Consider the following 17071-nt stretch of genomic DNA (forward strand, 5'->3'; position numbering starts at 1 on the left):
ATCTTCCTTTCTTTTTGATGTATACTGACAAACTTAGATAAAAATCTCCAATTCTTATACCTGTTCGCTAAGAAATCTTCTTTTATCAAGAAAAGGTAAGGAATAATTTGCGAATAACGGTTGGGACACGAGGGATGGAAATTGTCCATATGCTTTAATACATATTTGCACCTAGGTGCATTGGCCAACGAAACTAAGATACTTGGCCAACACACTTAGTTTCGTTGAACGATACAGTTAAGATACTTTTTAATCCAAAAGGGGAGAAAAGTAACTGGATATGTTTTTGGATTTGCCTTTAAAGAGAGAGACTGTATATTTTAATGTACGCACGTACGTTTTATATTATATGTAAAGAACGACACCCCCCTTGTTTATAGCTTGTGAAGTGAATAACTAGCGGCTACCCCCAGTGGTAAGCTAACGGCTTGGGAAGCCGTTAGTTATTCATTTCATAAGCCATATTTAGCATTAACAATCAACCCTTTAGTCGCATAGCCATAAGAGATTTCATATATAGTTCCTGCCACTGGTGATTTGATCGTCTTTGAATTCGTTTTATTTTCACCATCGTTATTTGTGACACTTAAAATGTAAGTTACTTCACTCGAGGGGAAATAAGCGGTTTCTCCATTGGATATTTCTACGGATCGGTTTCCGAATTGTACGGTAAAATGATAATCCTTAAAGCGATCACTAAAACCTTCCGGGAGTTTTAAGGAAACACCGATATTCACCATCGGGACTTCTACATTCAGATAGTTTATTTTACCAGCGTCTATCTTAAAATTCTTTTCAGCATAAAAGGCTGCTCCACCAGTTTCTGTATCTACCCAATTGGGCATGTCTTTATACGCTAGGTTATAGGTTTTCAGCAGATAGCTTCCGGCAGGCAAATCCAGCTTAGCAGGCACTTTTCCCGGTTCATATTGTTGCCCGCTCATTAATTGACCGTTTTGCCAAATCTCCACATATAGATCATTCTGAACTGCCCGAGTAGAAACAGTATTGACATTTTCTGTTTGAACAGAAAGATTTTCCAATATTAAAGTTCCTTTGCCTTCTGAAATATCAAAGGCTTCATCCTTTTGGCAACTTGCCAAAAGGATGAGAGTTAATAGAATATAAACGATATGTTTCATTCTTCTTTATCTTTATTTGTCATAAACAAGGGAAATATCATCAATATAAAGCTCGCTACCATAATGTTCATCAGCTCCATTCCCCCTAACTTTAGCTTTTACAACATTAGTATGTTTAGATCCAGATTTCAATGTTAAAGTCAACTTAGTAGCAACTACATTCTCTACCATATAATTAATTGGTATTTCATATAATTGATATTCAGTCTTACTAACAACATTTGTAGCCTCATATAAAATAACATCTTGATCTTCATTTTCTATTTTTAGTTCTATTACCCCTACATCATCTCCTTCTGGAATATAACGATAATAAAATTTCACTTTTGTTGGACGTACTTGAAAATCTCCAGAATAAGACAGTATCCCTATTGTATGAGTTCCCGTAATAGAACCATTCATACCTAGAAATGAACCTACATTTGTATTTGCTACACCATGCCCTATAGTTCTAATCAAAGCAGCATAATTACCATTATACTTATTTTCAGAACGCTTAACAGCAGATGCAGAGCAAAAGGATTCTCCTCTATAATTTGTGGTTTCCAGATTATTAGTAATCCATTGAAGACTTAAATCTTGAGAAAACGGGAACCACAAATTTTTATGATCACTCTGATCTTCCTCATGCCACTCCTCCATCCCAGAATTCGGCAACTGCACCGGATTCTCTAGCTCCACATCAATAGCATCCGTCATAACCACATCACGATAAACCGCTCTCACTTGATATGATCTATTTTGGGGATGTTCATTGAATAACACTTTCATATCTTGAATGTCTTTCCAAGTATCATCACCTCCGGACTTTTCTTTATACTGATATTTCAACTTAGACTTGATAACCTCCGGATCTCCTGTAGTAACGGTCAGTTCATCAATCGTAAACTCTTTCGTCCAGATATTTCCGGGTTGAACAGATACTGCCATTTCCGGCTTATTACACCTCAACGTATAAACCCGGCTTGGGTTTTCTTGCCCTTTAATCTCCTCACTACTCCAGCGATTATTCGCTCTCACATCTACTTCAATCTTATTTTCTACTGTCGTACCCGCATCTGTTCGCAACTTAGCGACAATGGAAGTCAAATCTAAAGAGGCTTTATCTACACCAATCTCAGGCAATACAATGCCTAACACATTTTCCATTTCCGCTTTATCTGCCGGAACAGATAAAAGATAGTCCTTATCATTCAAGCTTGAAAATTGCGGATCACCAAAAGTAAATTTCAGCTTCAAGTCTTGCAGTGCTGAAGCCGTATTTAAATTCAATATTGCCGTTTTAGTCTCTGTCTCAGCAAAGGAAAGTATATTATTCTCAAATCCTTCCGCCTCAACTTTCGGCTTAGGCAACCAATCCATCGGGATATCGCTCGTTATTGTCTCCTTTTTAATTTCAACTTTAGCGACATCCAACAATAAATCATCCGATAACTTCAATGTCAGTTTAACATGATGTCCGGCTTTCAATACCGAAGGCAAATCCTTATGTTTTAACTCCTCGGAAAAATCCTTACCGCTCACCTTTGTTCCCTCAAAATAAAAGGCAACCTGTTTCTCTGCTTGAAAATAGGCACTTTTCTTACTATCAGAAGTCAATTTACAAGAGGACTTCCCAACAACTACTTTCACCCAATAAGAAGAGAAGATTTTCTTCAACTCCGTATCAGTGGGGAAAGAGGCAGAAGCCAACGCATTGGCCACCTTGCAACTCAAGGTAATTTTCTTCTGCTCGCCCTCCTTAATCACCACATTAGTAGTGTCGCCTAAATAATAGGGCGCATCCAACGCTAAAACCGGATTATCTCCATAGGAAGCAGATATCGTATAAGTACCGGCCGAAGCAGGTATCGTCTGGCTGGTATAATTACCATCAAACAACGGAGAGGAATCCCCGTTCTTCACGACCTTAAGCTTAAACTGATCCGCTAGTGGCTTTCCCAATTCCGCTGGCGTACTTTTCGTCTCAATGGCAACACCCATATCCTGCAAGGATACCTGAAAGCCGGCGGTTTTATCCATTATTTCTTCCTCCTGACAGGCCACCATGAGAAATAATGAGAATATACAACAACAAAATTTATCAATCTGCTTCATCATATTATTTAGTCGTATATAAGTTCGAAATCATCTACATACAATATGCTACCGTCACCTCCGGTAAAATAATCGCCATATTTACTGGCACTTGCCACTACGATAAGATACATATCATTGGGCTTCTCCAGCGTCTTATATTCCAAATCGATCGTAAATTCTTTCCATGTTCCATTCGTTGAGACACACTCTTTGAGAGGAAGCTCACCATAAGCTATAATATTATTATCCGTCTTAAATTGGATAAACGTCTCAGCCTTGGTATTATCCACCGTATAAGACTCTTTAGCCAATGCGATATAAATCGAGCAAACATCCATATCTCCTTTTGAAAGCGTCCCCGCAGGCTGATTATCTCCTATATGAGTTACCGCAACCGGAGCGTATTGGAAAAAGCCATGCAATGCGAACGGGCGCGAAGCGAACGACCTTCCGAATTTGATCTTCGCACCATTCATTCCAACCAAACTGCCAAAAGATCCGGTATACAGGCTCGCAGCGGCAAATTTCACCTTAAACTGCGATTTCAACTCGGCAGATTTTCCACCCGGCGTATGCACAACCGTTGAATTTCCTTGAGTCGGGTTGATATTGACCACAGCCCCCAATCCAGTTGTCGTACCCGGATTGCTCGTATCCCAAAATGAATGACCCGCCTCACCGGCATACCATGTTTTCCCATCTTGATGCCACAGATCGAAATTACCATTATATAATGGTGTGGCAGTCTCTGTCGTGAAGGTAGACTCGCCCAACACGCTTCCCGAGGCATCCACCAGTCGGCATTGATAAGCCGTGGCGGGCTGCAATCCCTCGATCTTCGCAGAGACCTTCGAACCGTCTGCCTTCGCAGAGACCTTGTTCCAAGAAGTCTCTCCCTGTTTCACATACTCAAACGAACAATTAGCCTCCGTTGCTTTCCCCTCCACAAACGCATACTTGCTCCAGGCATTCACGGAAAGGTCTCCGGCTGAAGGCTGCGAGCCTCCCTCCTCATCGGTCAGACGGACATATACCGTCCATATTGTCCCCTTATTGGGCTCGCTCCAGGGATACTGAACCAAAAACTTCTGTGGAGAGGTGAAATCTTTCACGGTAGTAGGATTTGGCGTCACCTCGCCATAGGCTCCACCCAAAGCCAAAGAGGTTATAGAGATATTCTTCAGGTTCTCTCCTTTCCCTACATAAATAATCACTCGATTATCCAGTTCGTCAATAGAATAGTCTATCATACCCTTGGCCTCGACCTTCCGGTCTATGATTTGCTTCACCTTTACTTGCCATACATAATCTTGATAGGTTTTTATAGTAAAATTGACCGGTTTGGTAAAATCGACCCTCGTATTGGATGACATAGGAATACTATCCAATGAGGCGAATCCGGCAAACGGGAATTTATTAGGATTAGCACAGAGAGCCGAATCAACCAAAACCTGCGCATCCCTTGGATTCACCACCAAACGAGTAAGTTTCAATCTAGAAATATCAACAGAATCATTTACATACAGTAATATGGTCTTTGCCGAAGCATCAATTAATGCCGCATCATCCGAAGAGCCTTCAGCCGGACGCTGTCCCTCCACACGAATGTCCGTGATACCCGCATTGACGATCGGATAGGGTATATCATTCTCTATCGCACAGGAAGCCAGCACGAAGAAAACAAAAAGGCAAAAGCGACAGGTCGCTTTATATATATCGTTGATTATTCGCATATCCAATTACAAATAGAAAGTCATACCTATGTTAATGGAAAAAAGATTGATCTTGAAATTACCGGACGATGTACGGCTCGAACCCTGCTCCACTTGGTTGGTCGTCTGGTCGATCCATTTGAAATCGAAACCCATCACGCCGACCGACACCTCCACGGCGCTCCAATCGGTGATAAAGGCGGCCAGTCCGGGGGCGAAACCAATCTGTAGGTTCTGTACCTTCTGGTAAGTACCATCATAATTAGCCCCCGAGCCTGTGGAATTCTTGCCCGTACCGTAGCCATAGGTCACACGAGCCTCGTTGAAGAGACCGAATATCTTGCTCTTCCCAATCGGGATATAGGTACGCAGGAAACCGGATGTCTCATATTTATGCTCCAGATAATAGAGGTCCTTGAACGAGATGGTAATGTCGCCCAAATTGGCATCCACATTCCCTAGATCCAAATAGTTCCTACGGTAAGCGAAGCGAACACCGGCCGAGATATTATCCCGGAAGAAATAGCCCACGTACGGACTTATCGCAAAATTATAGCCATTCCCTTCCAAATCCTTTATAACAAGAAAGTTCAAGTTGCTCTCGTCATGCTCGGAATACGATACGGCACCTCCGGCCATCCATGTTCCTTTCGGGATGAACACAGCCTCCTGTACCTCTCGGTCGATGCGCTTAATGGCGCGTTTACCGCGTTGTGCATTTACGGTACCGGTCACTATTGCTAATAACAGCAATAAGGTAAATAGTTTTCTACTCATTCAAATAATTCGCTCTATTGTTATTGCCATTTTCTAGTTCTATCCTTTATATTGCCACAAAGATATTTAAAATCTACTTAGCAAGGAAGATATCCTTACTTGCCAAATAGATTTATAGTAAAAACTTATTGTTCCCTACATAGACTTTCAGCCTATGGTTTATTTCCACATTGTAGGCTCGTCATCGTAAATGAGTGAAAAATCATCGAGATACATTATGCTGCCATCGCCTCCGGTGAAATAGTCGCCATACTTGCTGGACGAGCAGACCACAATGATATGGGTCGGTTTCTCCGTCAGATTCTTATATTTCAAGAGGATATTGAACTCCTTCCATTGTCCGTTGGTACTTACGCATTCCGACACAGGCACCTCACCATAGGCGATAATGTTCGCATCATTCTCAAAATCGATCGCAGTTTCTGCCATTTTGGTATTATCTATAGTATATTGCTTTTTAGACATCGCTATATAAATAGAACAAACATCAGGATCTCCTTTTTCAACAACTGCGTCAGCCGGAAGATTATCCCCTACATGAGTTACATTTACCGGAGCGTATTGGAACCAGCCCTTTAATGCTGTTGGACGAGAAGCGAACGGCTGACCAAAATTGATCTTAGCACCATTCATACCAACCAGCCCACCAAAAGATCCGGTATACAGGCTCGCCGCTGCGAATTTCACCTTAAACTGGGATTTCAACTCCGCAGATTTTCCGCCCGATGTATGCACAACCGCTGAACTACCTTGGGTAGGATTGATATTCACTATGGCTCCCAACCCCGTTGTCGTACCCGGGTTACTCGTATCCCAGAATGATTTACCGGATTCCCCAGCATACCATGTCTTTCCATTCTGATACCATAAATCAAAATTAGCATTATATAATGCGATAGCCGCCTCCGTAGTAAACTCTACGATTTCGCTTGCCACCTCTTCCGTATCCTTATAGATAAAACGGTATTGATATTTTGTTGCAGGAGTCAAGCCCGTAATCCTTACCGAATAGGTATCGTTTTCACCTACGGTCAGATACGCAACCGGAGTCCAAGCCTCGTCTGTTGCCAGTTTATATTCCATCGCCAACTTGCTTTGATCCAAGACACCTGCCTTTGAAAGCACCTTCCCCTCCAAGTAAGCAAATGAACTCCAAGCGTTCGCCGCACTTGCCGATAGAGTTGTCTTAGCGGTCAGAGGCACACCTATGGTGAAATTATAGGTCTTGATTGTTCCGTCCAAAGTAATATCAATACTGGTAGAACCATTTGGCGAGTCAGCCACTTTATACATCAAGCGAACATTATCTCGAGCTTTTACCGCACGAACGGTATCTTTCTTAGAATGTAGTGTACCCTTTTGATTCGTTACGCTCGTTGAGATAATCAACGACTTCTCGGGAACTGGGAAATAGGCCTTTGCTGTCTCGTTCTTACCTAACTCAAAGGTAAGGCGGGTTCCAGTTTGGTCTGCCGAATCAGCCACAACAATGGTCGCAGACTTAAAGCTTTTCTTGAACAGCTCGTCAAATTCAACAGTCACCAAGACATTCGCCAATGTACAGATAACTTCGGCCGTCACATCCTTTCCTGCCATAACCTCTACCTCAGCTGATCCCACATAATAGGGCTTATCAAACTCGGCAGCTTTACCATCGAAGCCATTTGAAGAGGCTTTCACCACGTATTTACCCGTAGGCAAGGAAAATCGCTCTCCATCCCACGCCGTATAGTCATCCGTTTCCTTAACAACACCTCCTTGATCATTCAAGATTTGTACCGCCAACTGTTTGGGATTATAAACAACCTCCTCACTTCCCGCTTTGGTGGCTGTGGAATTATTGGTCGTTATATCCATACTTAAATAACCGGTATTTTTCATGGATGTATCATCCTCGGCCTGGCAAGCGACCAAACCTAATACCAACACAAAAAATAAAAGTGTATATATTGTCTTCATATTATTCAGCCACTTTTACACTTAATTTATCTTTTACGACTTTACCATCATTATCTTCCACCGTAATATTAAATACGTGTCCTTCTGGATCTGTTGTAACACCTCCACCAGTACTTGGATCTAGCAACAAACTAAAAAAGGCATGTACCGGAAATTCATAGCTCTTTTCTCCACCAACAGGTAAAGTTACACCCATTGACGTCAACGTCTCTCCTAAAGCTTCATTTCCTATCAATTTAAACTCTTCACCAAATAGATCTTTAACTATTGACGCAAAAAGCTCATTTCCTCCCTTTATCGCGACAGTGATATTTTTCAAGCCGGCAGGAGTTGATATAATAACATTTGCATTTTTTTGTTCATCAGCGGGCAACGTATAAAGAGCTTGCGGTATCGTGATTGTCGGATCATCACCCGTCACCGGTGGTGTCGGAGGTTCAGGATTCTCTTCGCCACTATCACCTTCCACTTCTATATCAATATTCTCATTTGTCTCTTGGTTAAAACCGTTAACCGTGATGGTGATACCGGTTTTATTGAGATCCACTTCTTTTCCGGGAGCCAACGAGATCGCCAAACCATCTCCTCCTACAAAATAGGGGCTGTCGCTTTCTACAAAATCAGCACTTTCCTTCTTCGTTAATGTCTGATTTATAATAACTTCTTCACTCGTTTCCTTCACTATAGCTGTTCCCGACACATAAATCTTATCTGTCTCAGCAGCCATTTTCCAATAAATCGGAGTTGGGTTTGGATTTTCTTGCGTATAAATATCTGAATGACCGCACTTGTCATCCACCGTAATAGACCATTTGCTATAATAGTTTATAAACTCGGAGGTAAAATCCATCGCAATTTTGACATTCTGGATCTTACATTTCACCGTAGCGGTTTTTTCCACACTAGGCATTATCTCTGCTTTTTCTACACCTCCATAATAAGGATCGTACATCTTTTCGGCAAACTCTCCCGGCGAATGCGCCTCTATCTCATAATTTCCTTTCGGCAACTCAATCACACCATTCGCATTTTCTTCTTTAAACTTAGCAAACGACTCATAGTTTTTAGTAAGATCAAAATCCATCGCCTTGATCACGAGCGGAAAATCTTCTTTCTGATCAGTTGCTCCTTTCGTTGCTAAAGAAGCAGAGGAACCTGCGCTCACGTCAAGTGTCAAATAGCCAGTTTCCTTTGGGATCTCTTTCCCGAAAATCTCCTCTTTCATCTCACACGACATCAAGCCGGAAAACAAAACCGTGCTCAACATCCATATATTGATCGCTTTCATATTCTAATCTCTTATTATTACTGTTATATATATTTATACCCAATCCCCCGGAATAACGATATCTACCGGATGATCAACCGTAGTCTCCTCAATTGTAATCGAAATTCCTAAATTGCCATTGTTGACTACTGGTTTCAAAGTAAGTTTCAAAGCATCCGCTGGACTTAACGTATAGGTCTTAACCGTCCCTTCTGCTTTTACATTCTCTTTCTTAGTCAAGCTTACCGTAACCTGGACCTTTTCCTGATTACCTACCTTAAAATACATCGGACCGACTGTCGCCTTTGCCCAAACAAAAGAAGAGGGTTTCTGCGCCTCTGTCTCAATCTTCAAGGAATAGTCGGAGAAATACTCATCCATCTTCGGATCGAACACAACATTAATTCGAGCTGAGCTGGGCTTACATATTACAGGAGCTGTCACCTCCTTTCCCTCCTTCACTTCAAAAGCAGCTTCGCCAGAAAAATACAACACATCGGAAGAAACCGGTTTATCTTCACCCGTAAAGGCTTTCAACACATAGTTACCAACATTCAAAGAATATTTCTCTTCCAAATTCTTATACAAATCATTAATAATAAGATTCTCCTCTTGCCCGGATTTAAACACTTGCACAGTATAATTGTTCACATCCTTATACTCACTCTCATCCACGGCTTTTGTTTGAAAACCGACCTCCGGTGCCAGATCTATTTTCACGAAACCTTTGCCCTTCGGAATATCCAAATTATCCACTTCAGAGCTACAGCTACCCAACATCAAACAACAGCCCAGTAAGCAGGCCATTCCCATAGATGTAAAATTCTTTTTCCTCATATAAATGCTTTTTTCAATTACTTCAATTCGTATAGATCCATTCGATCCCAATTCGGATGCAAAAGAATATATTTCACAAAGATCCTACAAGGTCTATTTGTCTTATTACCTATTCCTTTTTTTAGATTCCACACCTCACCCCTACACATACAGAGCCATTTATAAAGAGTGACCATGTCCTATTTTTACAACCCATTGTTCCTTTTATTAGAAACCGTGCCTAAACAGAATGCGCTCAGACAAGAGCCGCCCCTAGAGAAAGCAAGATTACAAGATAGTCGCTTCGATGGAAGAAAAAAGGATTTGACAAAATGGCAATTTGTAATCTCAACCTCTTGAGTATCGATTATTTCGGGGCAAAGTACTACTTACTTCCAAATTCATAAGAGAAAATTAGCAATTATTTGAATGATAGCCATATATCAAAAAACGACATTTTGTTCTAGCAAAAATAATTCATCGTAATTCATATTATGGGGAGTGAGAGAGGGAAAAAACAGTCTTACAATAGGGTTATAACAGTATAAGAATGCCTATTCACGACTACTTACACCCCTATTCACGACTACTCACGATGCCCAACGGCAGTATAGGCATTGCCCAATGCTGCCTATTGCATACATATTCGCCGTCTAACGTGTACCGAAAACGTTACTTTTTAACATAAAAGGCCACTTATCTTCCTGATTCTTTCGCTATTTTGATAGGTCAAGGAAATACCCCTGTCACAATATACATCCAAATTCAATCAAAACGAAACAGAAAAGATAATTCTAATGGCAACTACTTCCTTCGACAAGAAACCATACCAGTCCAGCCCAAACACCCAAGCGACTCCGAAAAGCCTCCGGAATACCGCAAGTTTCAGACGCTCGTATAATTTTCCTTCCACAAGACACGGCAAATCTTTAAAAATGCCTATTTTTGTCAAACGTTCCCGATAAGTGAATAATTAAACAAACATGGAAAATGACATTCCCAAAATAGACCTGCCTCAAGATTGGGTGATCGGGAAGCTTTCGATCGAAGATATAGGCCTGCTGAATCTGTATGCGAATTACCCATGCCGATTGAAAGCGGGGATTTTCGTGCTATGCCTAGGAGGAGAGATCGAGGCATCCATCAACTTAACGCAACTCAAGGTAGAACCCGGAAGCTTCATCACCATCATGCCCGGATCAATCCTGCAGATCCATAGGGCAGACGGGGACCTACAGATCTATTTCATGGGATTCTCATCTGATTTCCTCAGCCAAGCGAACTCCAGCAAAGCTGTCATAGACATGCACTATATCGTGAAAGACAATCCGGTGTATAAGCTAAAAGAGAAAGCCCAGCCTCTTATGAAAGATTATTTTGAGTTATTACTCAAAACATACGAGTTTTACGCCACGAAAATAAATCGCGGGATTACCAACCATTTGTTTACCGGTATGCTGATGGGGATCAGCAGCATGTATAAAGACCAGACGGAAGACCTGTCAATGCTCTCTAAAGCAGAGCTAATCAGTAAGAATTTCACTCAACTAGTAATGCAAAACTATACCATGCAACGATCCGTTGCATGGTATGCCAAGCGGCTTGGCATCACGCAAGCACACCTAAGTACGATCGTCAAACAAAGTACGGGAAAAACTTGCATAGAGATTATCACCTCGATGGTTATCATGGACGCAAAGGCACAACTAAAATCGACGAACCTTACCATCCACGATATCGCCTATACACTGAATTTCACTAATATGTCCTTCTTCGGAAAGTATTTTAAACGCCATGTAGGTATGAGTCCGCAAGAATACCGCAATTCCTAAACAACCCTAAAAAAGTAAGCTAGCTTACTTTTAAAGCACTTCCGGCCGGGTGTCTTTTCCTGAAATCACTGGTTCTTCTTTAATTTAGCTGAAGAGCTAGTTGAACAGTAAAACTCGTTTACCGAACAAGATTGGTATACAGCACGTTAAGTCATCCACAAAAGACTTCCCAAGTGATTAGTTATTCACTTCCCAAGCCGTAAGCTGACCACTAGGTATAGCCGTCAGTTGTTCACTCGACAAGCCGTCAGTTATTCACTTCAACAGCCATAAATAGCGCGATTTCCAACTAATATAAAGATAGTTTTTTCAGCTTAGTAACTGCACTATTATGGTTAATAGATGTATTCTAAGTGCAATCTCACATCCCCCAATTCTCCCTATCCAAACTCCTATACTGTATCGCCTCCGCCAAATGCCGGACTTCGATATGTTCCGAATTATCCAAGTCGGCTATCGTGCGGGAGACTTTCAGGATACGGTCATAGGCACGGGCGGAGAGGCAGAGACGTTGCATGGCGGTTTTGAGGATGGAGAGGCCGGAAGCGTCGGGAACGGCGTACTGATGGAGTAGCTTGGAGTTCATCTGGGCATTACAATAAATACCCTCATAAGCGGCAAAACGCCTTTCCTGGATCGCACGGGCTTTTATGACCCGCTCACGGATAGCGATACTAGGCTCTGAGGGCTGTTGCTCGGAAATCTTCTCGAAAGGGACAGGGACAATCTCTATCTGGATATCGATACGATCGAGTAATGGGCCGGAAATGCGGTTCATATATTTCTGGACGGCTCCGGGAGAACAGAGACAAGGACGGTCCGGATGGTTGTAGTAGCCGCAGGGACAAGGATTCATGGAGGCCACAAGCATAAAGCCGGCTGGATATTCCACCGTGAAACGGGCACGGGAGATATTGATCACTCGATCTTCCAATGGCTGTCGCATGACTTCCAAGACACTCCTGTTAAATTCCGGCAACTCATCCAAAAAAAGGACACCATTGTGAGCCAAGCTGATCTCTCCCGGCTGCGGGAAAGTGCCCCCTCCTACCATGGCGACATTAGAGATCGTATGATGGGGAGAGCGAAAAGGACGTTGTACCATCAAGGAGGTGCCACCTCCTATCTTACCGGCTACGGAATGGATTTTAGTTGTTTCCAAGGACTCATGCAAGGTAAAAGGGGGCAAGATCGTGGGGAGACGTTTCGCCAACATGGACTTGCCACTTCCGGGAGGACCTACCATGATCAGATTATGTCCGCCGGCGGCGGCCACCTCCATCGCACGCTTCACGTTCTCTTGTCCCCGGACATCGGAGAAATCGCAATCAAACAATTGCTGGCGGTCGTAAAACTCCTTACGGGTATCAATGACCGTAGGCCGCAATGTCGGTTTCCCCTCCATAAACTCCAGCACCTCTTTGATATTCGAAGCTCCATACACTTCCAGATCGTTCACTACCGCAGCCTCACAAGCGTTTTGCTTGGGTAAGATAAAGCCCTTAAAGCCTTCTTCCCTAGCCTTGATAGCGATAGGCAATGCCCCTTTTATCGGTTGGAGGCTCCCATCCATAGAAAGCTCGCCCATCAATACGAATTTGGATAAGTTGGATGAATCTATCTGCTCTGCCGCCGCCAGAATACCGATCGCCAAAGGCAGATCATAAGAAGACCCTTCCTTACGGATATCTGCGGGGGCCATATTAATAACGATACGATTGCGGGGGAATTTATAACCACATACTTGAAGAGCCGAGATAATGCGTTCATGGCTCTCACGAACGGCCACGTCCGGAAGACCGACTAAAAAGAATTGGATACCTTTGGAACAGTTCACTTCTACGGTAACGACCGTAGCGGAAATCCCCTGCACGGCAGCGGCATAAGATTTTACTAACATAGTTAAGAATTTTGAGTTACTAATTACAAATTAAAACCGGAACCTCCTGTTTTCAATCGCTCAGTCTTCGAACAAGTTTTCCAGTGTTTGCTTGATCTCGATTCCATTCTCTGTTTTCATCAAGATCTTATGATCCTCATCTATCAAGAAACAGCGTGGCAATACGCTTACGTTATACAGATCTATCAACATAGCCGCTTGTCCAGCCGAATCTGTTACCAGGTTCCACGCTATACTATCCTTCTTCAGTACATCCCGGACATTATCCGGATTATCGTCCAAGCTAACCAAAAGAATATCCAACTGATCTTTCGGATATTTCATCGCTACCTTATCCAGATATAGATCCTCTGTCTGGCACATATCACACCAAGGAGCAGTAAATGTCAGCAATAAATATTTCTGCGGGAAAGAATCCAAACTTACCGTATTCCCATAAATATTCCTTACGGAGAAATCTGGGGCTTCCGCACCCAAAGCCGTACGTTTCGCACGGGCGCTATATTGCTCCAGCTCCTTCACCAGATAAAAGTCTTTCAACCTTGGATTCAATAACGCCAACAACTCATCAATTTTACGAGTATCATCGGGATCTGAGAAAAAAGATTGAATCAAGACAACGGATACCTCTTCATCCGGGTTCTCTTTTACGTACCGGATCGCTTCCTCGCTCAATTGCATATTAACATTCGCCAAACGAGCGGCGATATCCGTCTCCTCGATCGTATCGTTCAAATCCTTGCTATTTAAAGAATTTGATAAATTTGTCAATTCCGTCAATAAAGGAGCGATTTTTTTCTTAAAAGCGGTCAACTTATCATTTGTCCGTCCCCCCTTTACCTGCAATAGCAATGGAGAGTTAGCGTCGCCCGTGATTTTTACGGTTTCTCCCGGTTCCAGATAAGCCGTAACCCAATGCTCTTTATCCGCAAAGAAGATAGTCACACAATGGAAACCCGCTTCATTTTGATCGATCTGGAACTGCCCGGGTTTCGTACAAACCACCGTATCAACCTCTTTATAATTATCCTTCTCAAATACAGCATATACGGTTTGATCTTCCAGATTAGAAAGTTCCCCTTCAATCCGATAGACATAATCCTTGCCACAAGATGACAAACAAATTATAAAGCCAATAATAAGTGCCAGTTTTTTTATCATTACTCCTTTTTAAGCTCTTCTTATAACAGATAATCCGGTCTAAAGGTAGGAATATTTTTTTTAACTACTTTACATTTATAATAAAATTAACGTAGTTATCATAAAAAAAGCGCAGAATTAGTAATTCCACGCTTTTTTATAAAGATATTTTTAAACCTTGACCTTTTTTGATCAAGGTTTTTTAAGCAATTATAACTGAGGACCAGCAGCAACCAATGCCTTACCAGCTTCGTTGCCCGTGAACTTAGCAAAGTTCTTCTGGAAGCGAGCAGCCAAATCCTTCGCTTTCTCATCCCATTGAGCAGGATCAGCATAGGTATCGCGAGGATCTAAGATCTTCGGATCTACGCCCGGTAATGCAGTCGGAACCTCGAAGTCGAAATACGGGATCTTCTTTGTCGGAGCCTCATTGATAGAACCATCAAGGATAGCGTCGATGATACCTCTTGTATCTTTGATAGAGATACGTTTGCCGCTACCGTTCCAACCTGTGTTCACCAAGTAAGCCTTAGCGCCAGTCATTTCCATCTTCTTAACCAACTCTTCGCCGTATTTTGTCGGGTGCAATGACAAGAAAGCAGCACCGAAACAAGCGGAGAATGTAGGAGTCGGTTCCGTGATACCACGCTCTGTACCTGCTAATTTAGCGGTAAATCCAGACAAGAAGTAGTATTGAGTTTGCTCCGGAGTCAAGATAGATACTGGAGGCAATACACCAAATGCGTCAGCAGACAAGAAGATAACTTGTTTTGCGTGCGGGCCTTTAGAAACCGGCTTAACGATGTTCTCGATGTGATAGATCGGATAAGAAACACGAGTGTTCTCTGTAACTGACTTATCAGCGAAATCGATCTTACCATCAGCGGCAACTGTTACGTTCTCAAGAAGAGCGTCACGTTTGATAGCGTTGTAGATATCCGGCTCGCTCTCTTTATCCAAGTTGATAACCTTAGCGTAGCAACCACCCTCGTAGTTGAATACACCCTCGTTATCCCATCCGTGCTCATCGTCACCGATCAACAAACGTTTCGGGTCCGTAGACAAAGTAGTCTTACCAGTACCAGACAAACCGAAGAAGATAGCTGAGCTCTTGCCCTCTTTATCCGTGTTAGCGGAGCAGTGCATAGAAGCGATACCACGCAACGGGTTCAAGTAGTTCATGATAGAGAAGATACCCTTCTTCATCTCACCACCGTACCAAGTATTCAAGATAACTTGCTCTTTAGTCTTCAAGTTGAAAACAGTAGCAGTCTCAGAGTTCAAGCCTAATTCTTTGTAGTTGTCAACTTTAGCCTTAGCAGCGTTGAAAGAAACGAAATCAGGTTCGCCGTAGTTAGCCAATTCCTCAGCTGTCGGACGGATGAACATATTAGTTACGAAGTGAGCTTGCCAAGCAACCTCCATGATGAAACGTACTTTCAAACGAGTAGCCTCGTTAGCGCCACAGAATGTATCGACAACGAACAAACGTTTGCCAGACAATTCTTTTACGGCTTTAGCCTTCAAGTCTGCCCAAGCGGCCTCAGAACAAGGCTTGTTATCATTCTTATATTCATCAGAAGTCCACCATACAGAATCTTCGCTGGCTTCATTCTTTACGAAAAATTTATCTTTAGGAGAACGACCTGTATAAATACCAGTCATCACGTTTACAGCACCTAGCTCAGTTACTTGGCCTTTCTCGAAGCCTTCCAAACTCGGTTTAGTTTCTTCTGCGAACAGAACATCATAAGACGGATTGTGAACGATTTCTTTCACATCAACAATTCCGTACTTGCTTAAATCTAAATTAGCCATCTTGAATTTAATTTAAATGATTGACTTTATATAACTTTTCTCTCTACTCTAGTTCGATACGGTGAGGCTTTCCGACCTTTTGGAGCTTGCTGCGACTCCACCTTGTTAACCGCGGTACAAAAGTAATATTTTTTTTTATCGTACACAGCTTATTAAGGAAATTTTTCAGTAATAATTACTCTTTTCCATGCAATTAACAAAACCCTTAGTCTATTTGTAATATGGAGTTTACAAATCATATACTTTTAGCTAGCATCTCAACTATTTCCGAAGTTGTCATCATAGGTATTCGCTTTTATTGTGACTGAAACAAAGATATATACTTTTTTCCGCACAAACAAATCCAGCGTATAAATATAAGAAAGGCGCAGGATAAATATCTTGCGCCTTCTCTTATATCCAATCAGAAATATATTACTTTACCTCCCAAATCTCACCTTTCATCAAAAGGTCGTGTAATTTACGTGTAGGATTCTTCGCTTGTACCTCCTCGATTTGCTGGTGGACAGCCTCATCATAGGTCGGTCCCTCCACATCTCGTATTACGCCTAACGCAATTGGCATATCACCGCTCATCATGGCAAGCATCATATGCAAGGTGTTATCCTTCTCATGGGCGTCGTGTACCA

At 42.3% G+C, this 17071-nt stretch carries 11 protein-coding genes and 1 pseudogene; 1 reads left to right on the top strand and 11 read right to left on the bottom strand.

Features of this window, described 5'->3' with window-relative positions; translation table 11 throughout:
• Window positions 1-452 precede the first annotated feature (452 nt).
• From QVP94_RS07520 to QVP94_RS07550, 7 genes are all read right to left on the bottom strand, one after another.
• A complete protein-coding gene (locus QVP94_RS07520; protein WP_005860755.1) occupies window positions 453-1142 on the bottom strand; it encodes a DUF4493 domain-containing protein in 690 nt (229 codons plus the stop codon).
• Between the two features lie 12 nt (window positions 1143-1154).
• The gene (locus QVP94_RS07525; RefSeq protein ID WP_057317552.1) at window positions 1155-3242 is read right to left on the bottom strand and encodes a DUF4493 domain-containing protein; all 2088 of its coding nucleotides are present in this window, start codon (window positions 3240-3242) and stop codon (window positions 1155-1157) included.
• A 5-nt stretch (window positions 3243-3247) separates the two neighbouring features.
• Window positions 3248-4954: a PCMD domain-containing protein gene (locus QVP94_RS07530; RefSeq protein ID WP_005860751.1), complete on the bottom strand. Its 1707-nt coding sequence runs from the start codon at window positions 4952-4954 to the stop codon at window positions 3248-3250.
• Window positions 4955-4960: 6 nt separating this feature from the next.
• Window positions 4961-5710 carry a hypothetical protein gene (locus QVP94_RS07535; RefSeq protein WP_005860749.1) on the bottom strand — a complete coding sequence of 250 codons (750 nt, stop codon included), beginning with the start codon at window positions 5708-5710 and terminating at the stop codon, window positions 4961-4963.
• A gap of 159 nt (window positions 5711-5869) precedes the next feature.
• Window positions 5870-7669: a DUF4493 domain-containing protein gene (locus QVP94_RS07540; protein WP_005860747.1), complete on the bottom strand. Its 1800-nt coding sequence runs from the start codon at window positions 7667-7669 to the stop codon at window positions 5870-5872.
• Between the two features lies 1 nt (window position 7670).
• Window positions 7671-8957, bottom strand: coding sequence for a DUF4493 domain-containing protein (locus tag QVP94_RS07545; protein ID WP_005860745.1), 1287 nt, complete (start codon window positions 8955-8957; stop codon window positions 7671-7673).
• A gap of 33 nt (window positions 8958-8990) precedes the next feature.
• On the bottom strand, window positions 8991-9773 hold the full coding sequence (locus QVP94_RS07550) for a DUF4493 domain-containing protein (RefSeq protein WP_005860743.1): 783 nt from the start codon (window positions 9771-9773) through the stop codon (window positions 8991-8993).
• A 962-nt stretch (window positions 9774-10735) separates the two neighbouring features.
• Here QVP94_RS07550 and QVP94_RS07555 point away from each other — a divergent pair.
• Window positions 10736-11584 (top strand): helix-turn-helix domain-containing protein, encoded by an 849-nt coding sequence (locus tag QVP94_RS07555; protein WP_005860739.1) that lies wholly within the window; start codon window positions 10736-10738, stop codon window positions 11582-11584.
• A 361-nt stretch (window positions 11585-11945) separates the two neighbouring features.
• On the opposite strand, the gene QVP94_RS07560 is transcribed toward QVP94_RS07555, so the two are convergent.
• From QVP94_RS07560 to QVP94_RS07575, 4 genes and pseudogenes are all read right to left on the bottom strand, one after another.
• The gene (locus QVP94_RS07560) at window positions 11946-13484 is read right to left on the bottom strand and encodes a YifB family Mg chelatase-like AAA ATPase (protein ID WP_009276655.1); all 1539 of its coding nucleotides are present in this window, start codon (window positions 13482-13484) and stop codon (window positions 11946-11948) included.
• Window positions 13485-13544: 60 nt separating this feature from the next.
• Window positions 13545-14645 (bottom strand): TlpA disulfide reductase family protein, encoded by a 1101-nt coding sequence (locus tag QVP94_RS07565; protein ID WP_022192292.1) that lies wholly within the window; start codon window positions 14643-14645, stop codon window positions 13545-13547.
• Between the two features lie 189 nt (window positions 14646-14834).
• The gene (pckA, locus tag QVP94_RS07570) at window positions 14835-16442 is read right to left on the bottom strand and encodes a phosphoenolpyruvate carboxykinase (ATP) (protein ID WP_005860732.1); all 1608 of its coding nucleotides are present in this window, start codon (window positions 16440-16442) and stop codon (window positions 14835-14837) included.
• 414 nt (window positions 16443-16856) lie between these two features.
• A pseudogene (locus QVP94_RS07575) lies at window positions 16857-17071 on the bottom strand (2-oxoacid:ferredoxin oxidoreductase subunit beta); the annotation flags it as partial.

It is taken from the genome of Parabacteroides sp. CAG:2 (assembly GCF_000436315.1).
Lineage (GTDB): Bacteria > Bacteroidota > Bacteroidia > Bacteroidales > Tannerellaceae > Parabacteroides > Parabacteroides distasonis.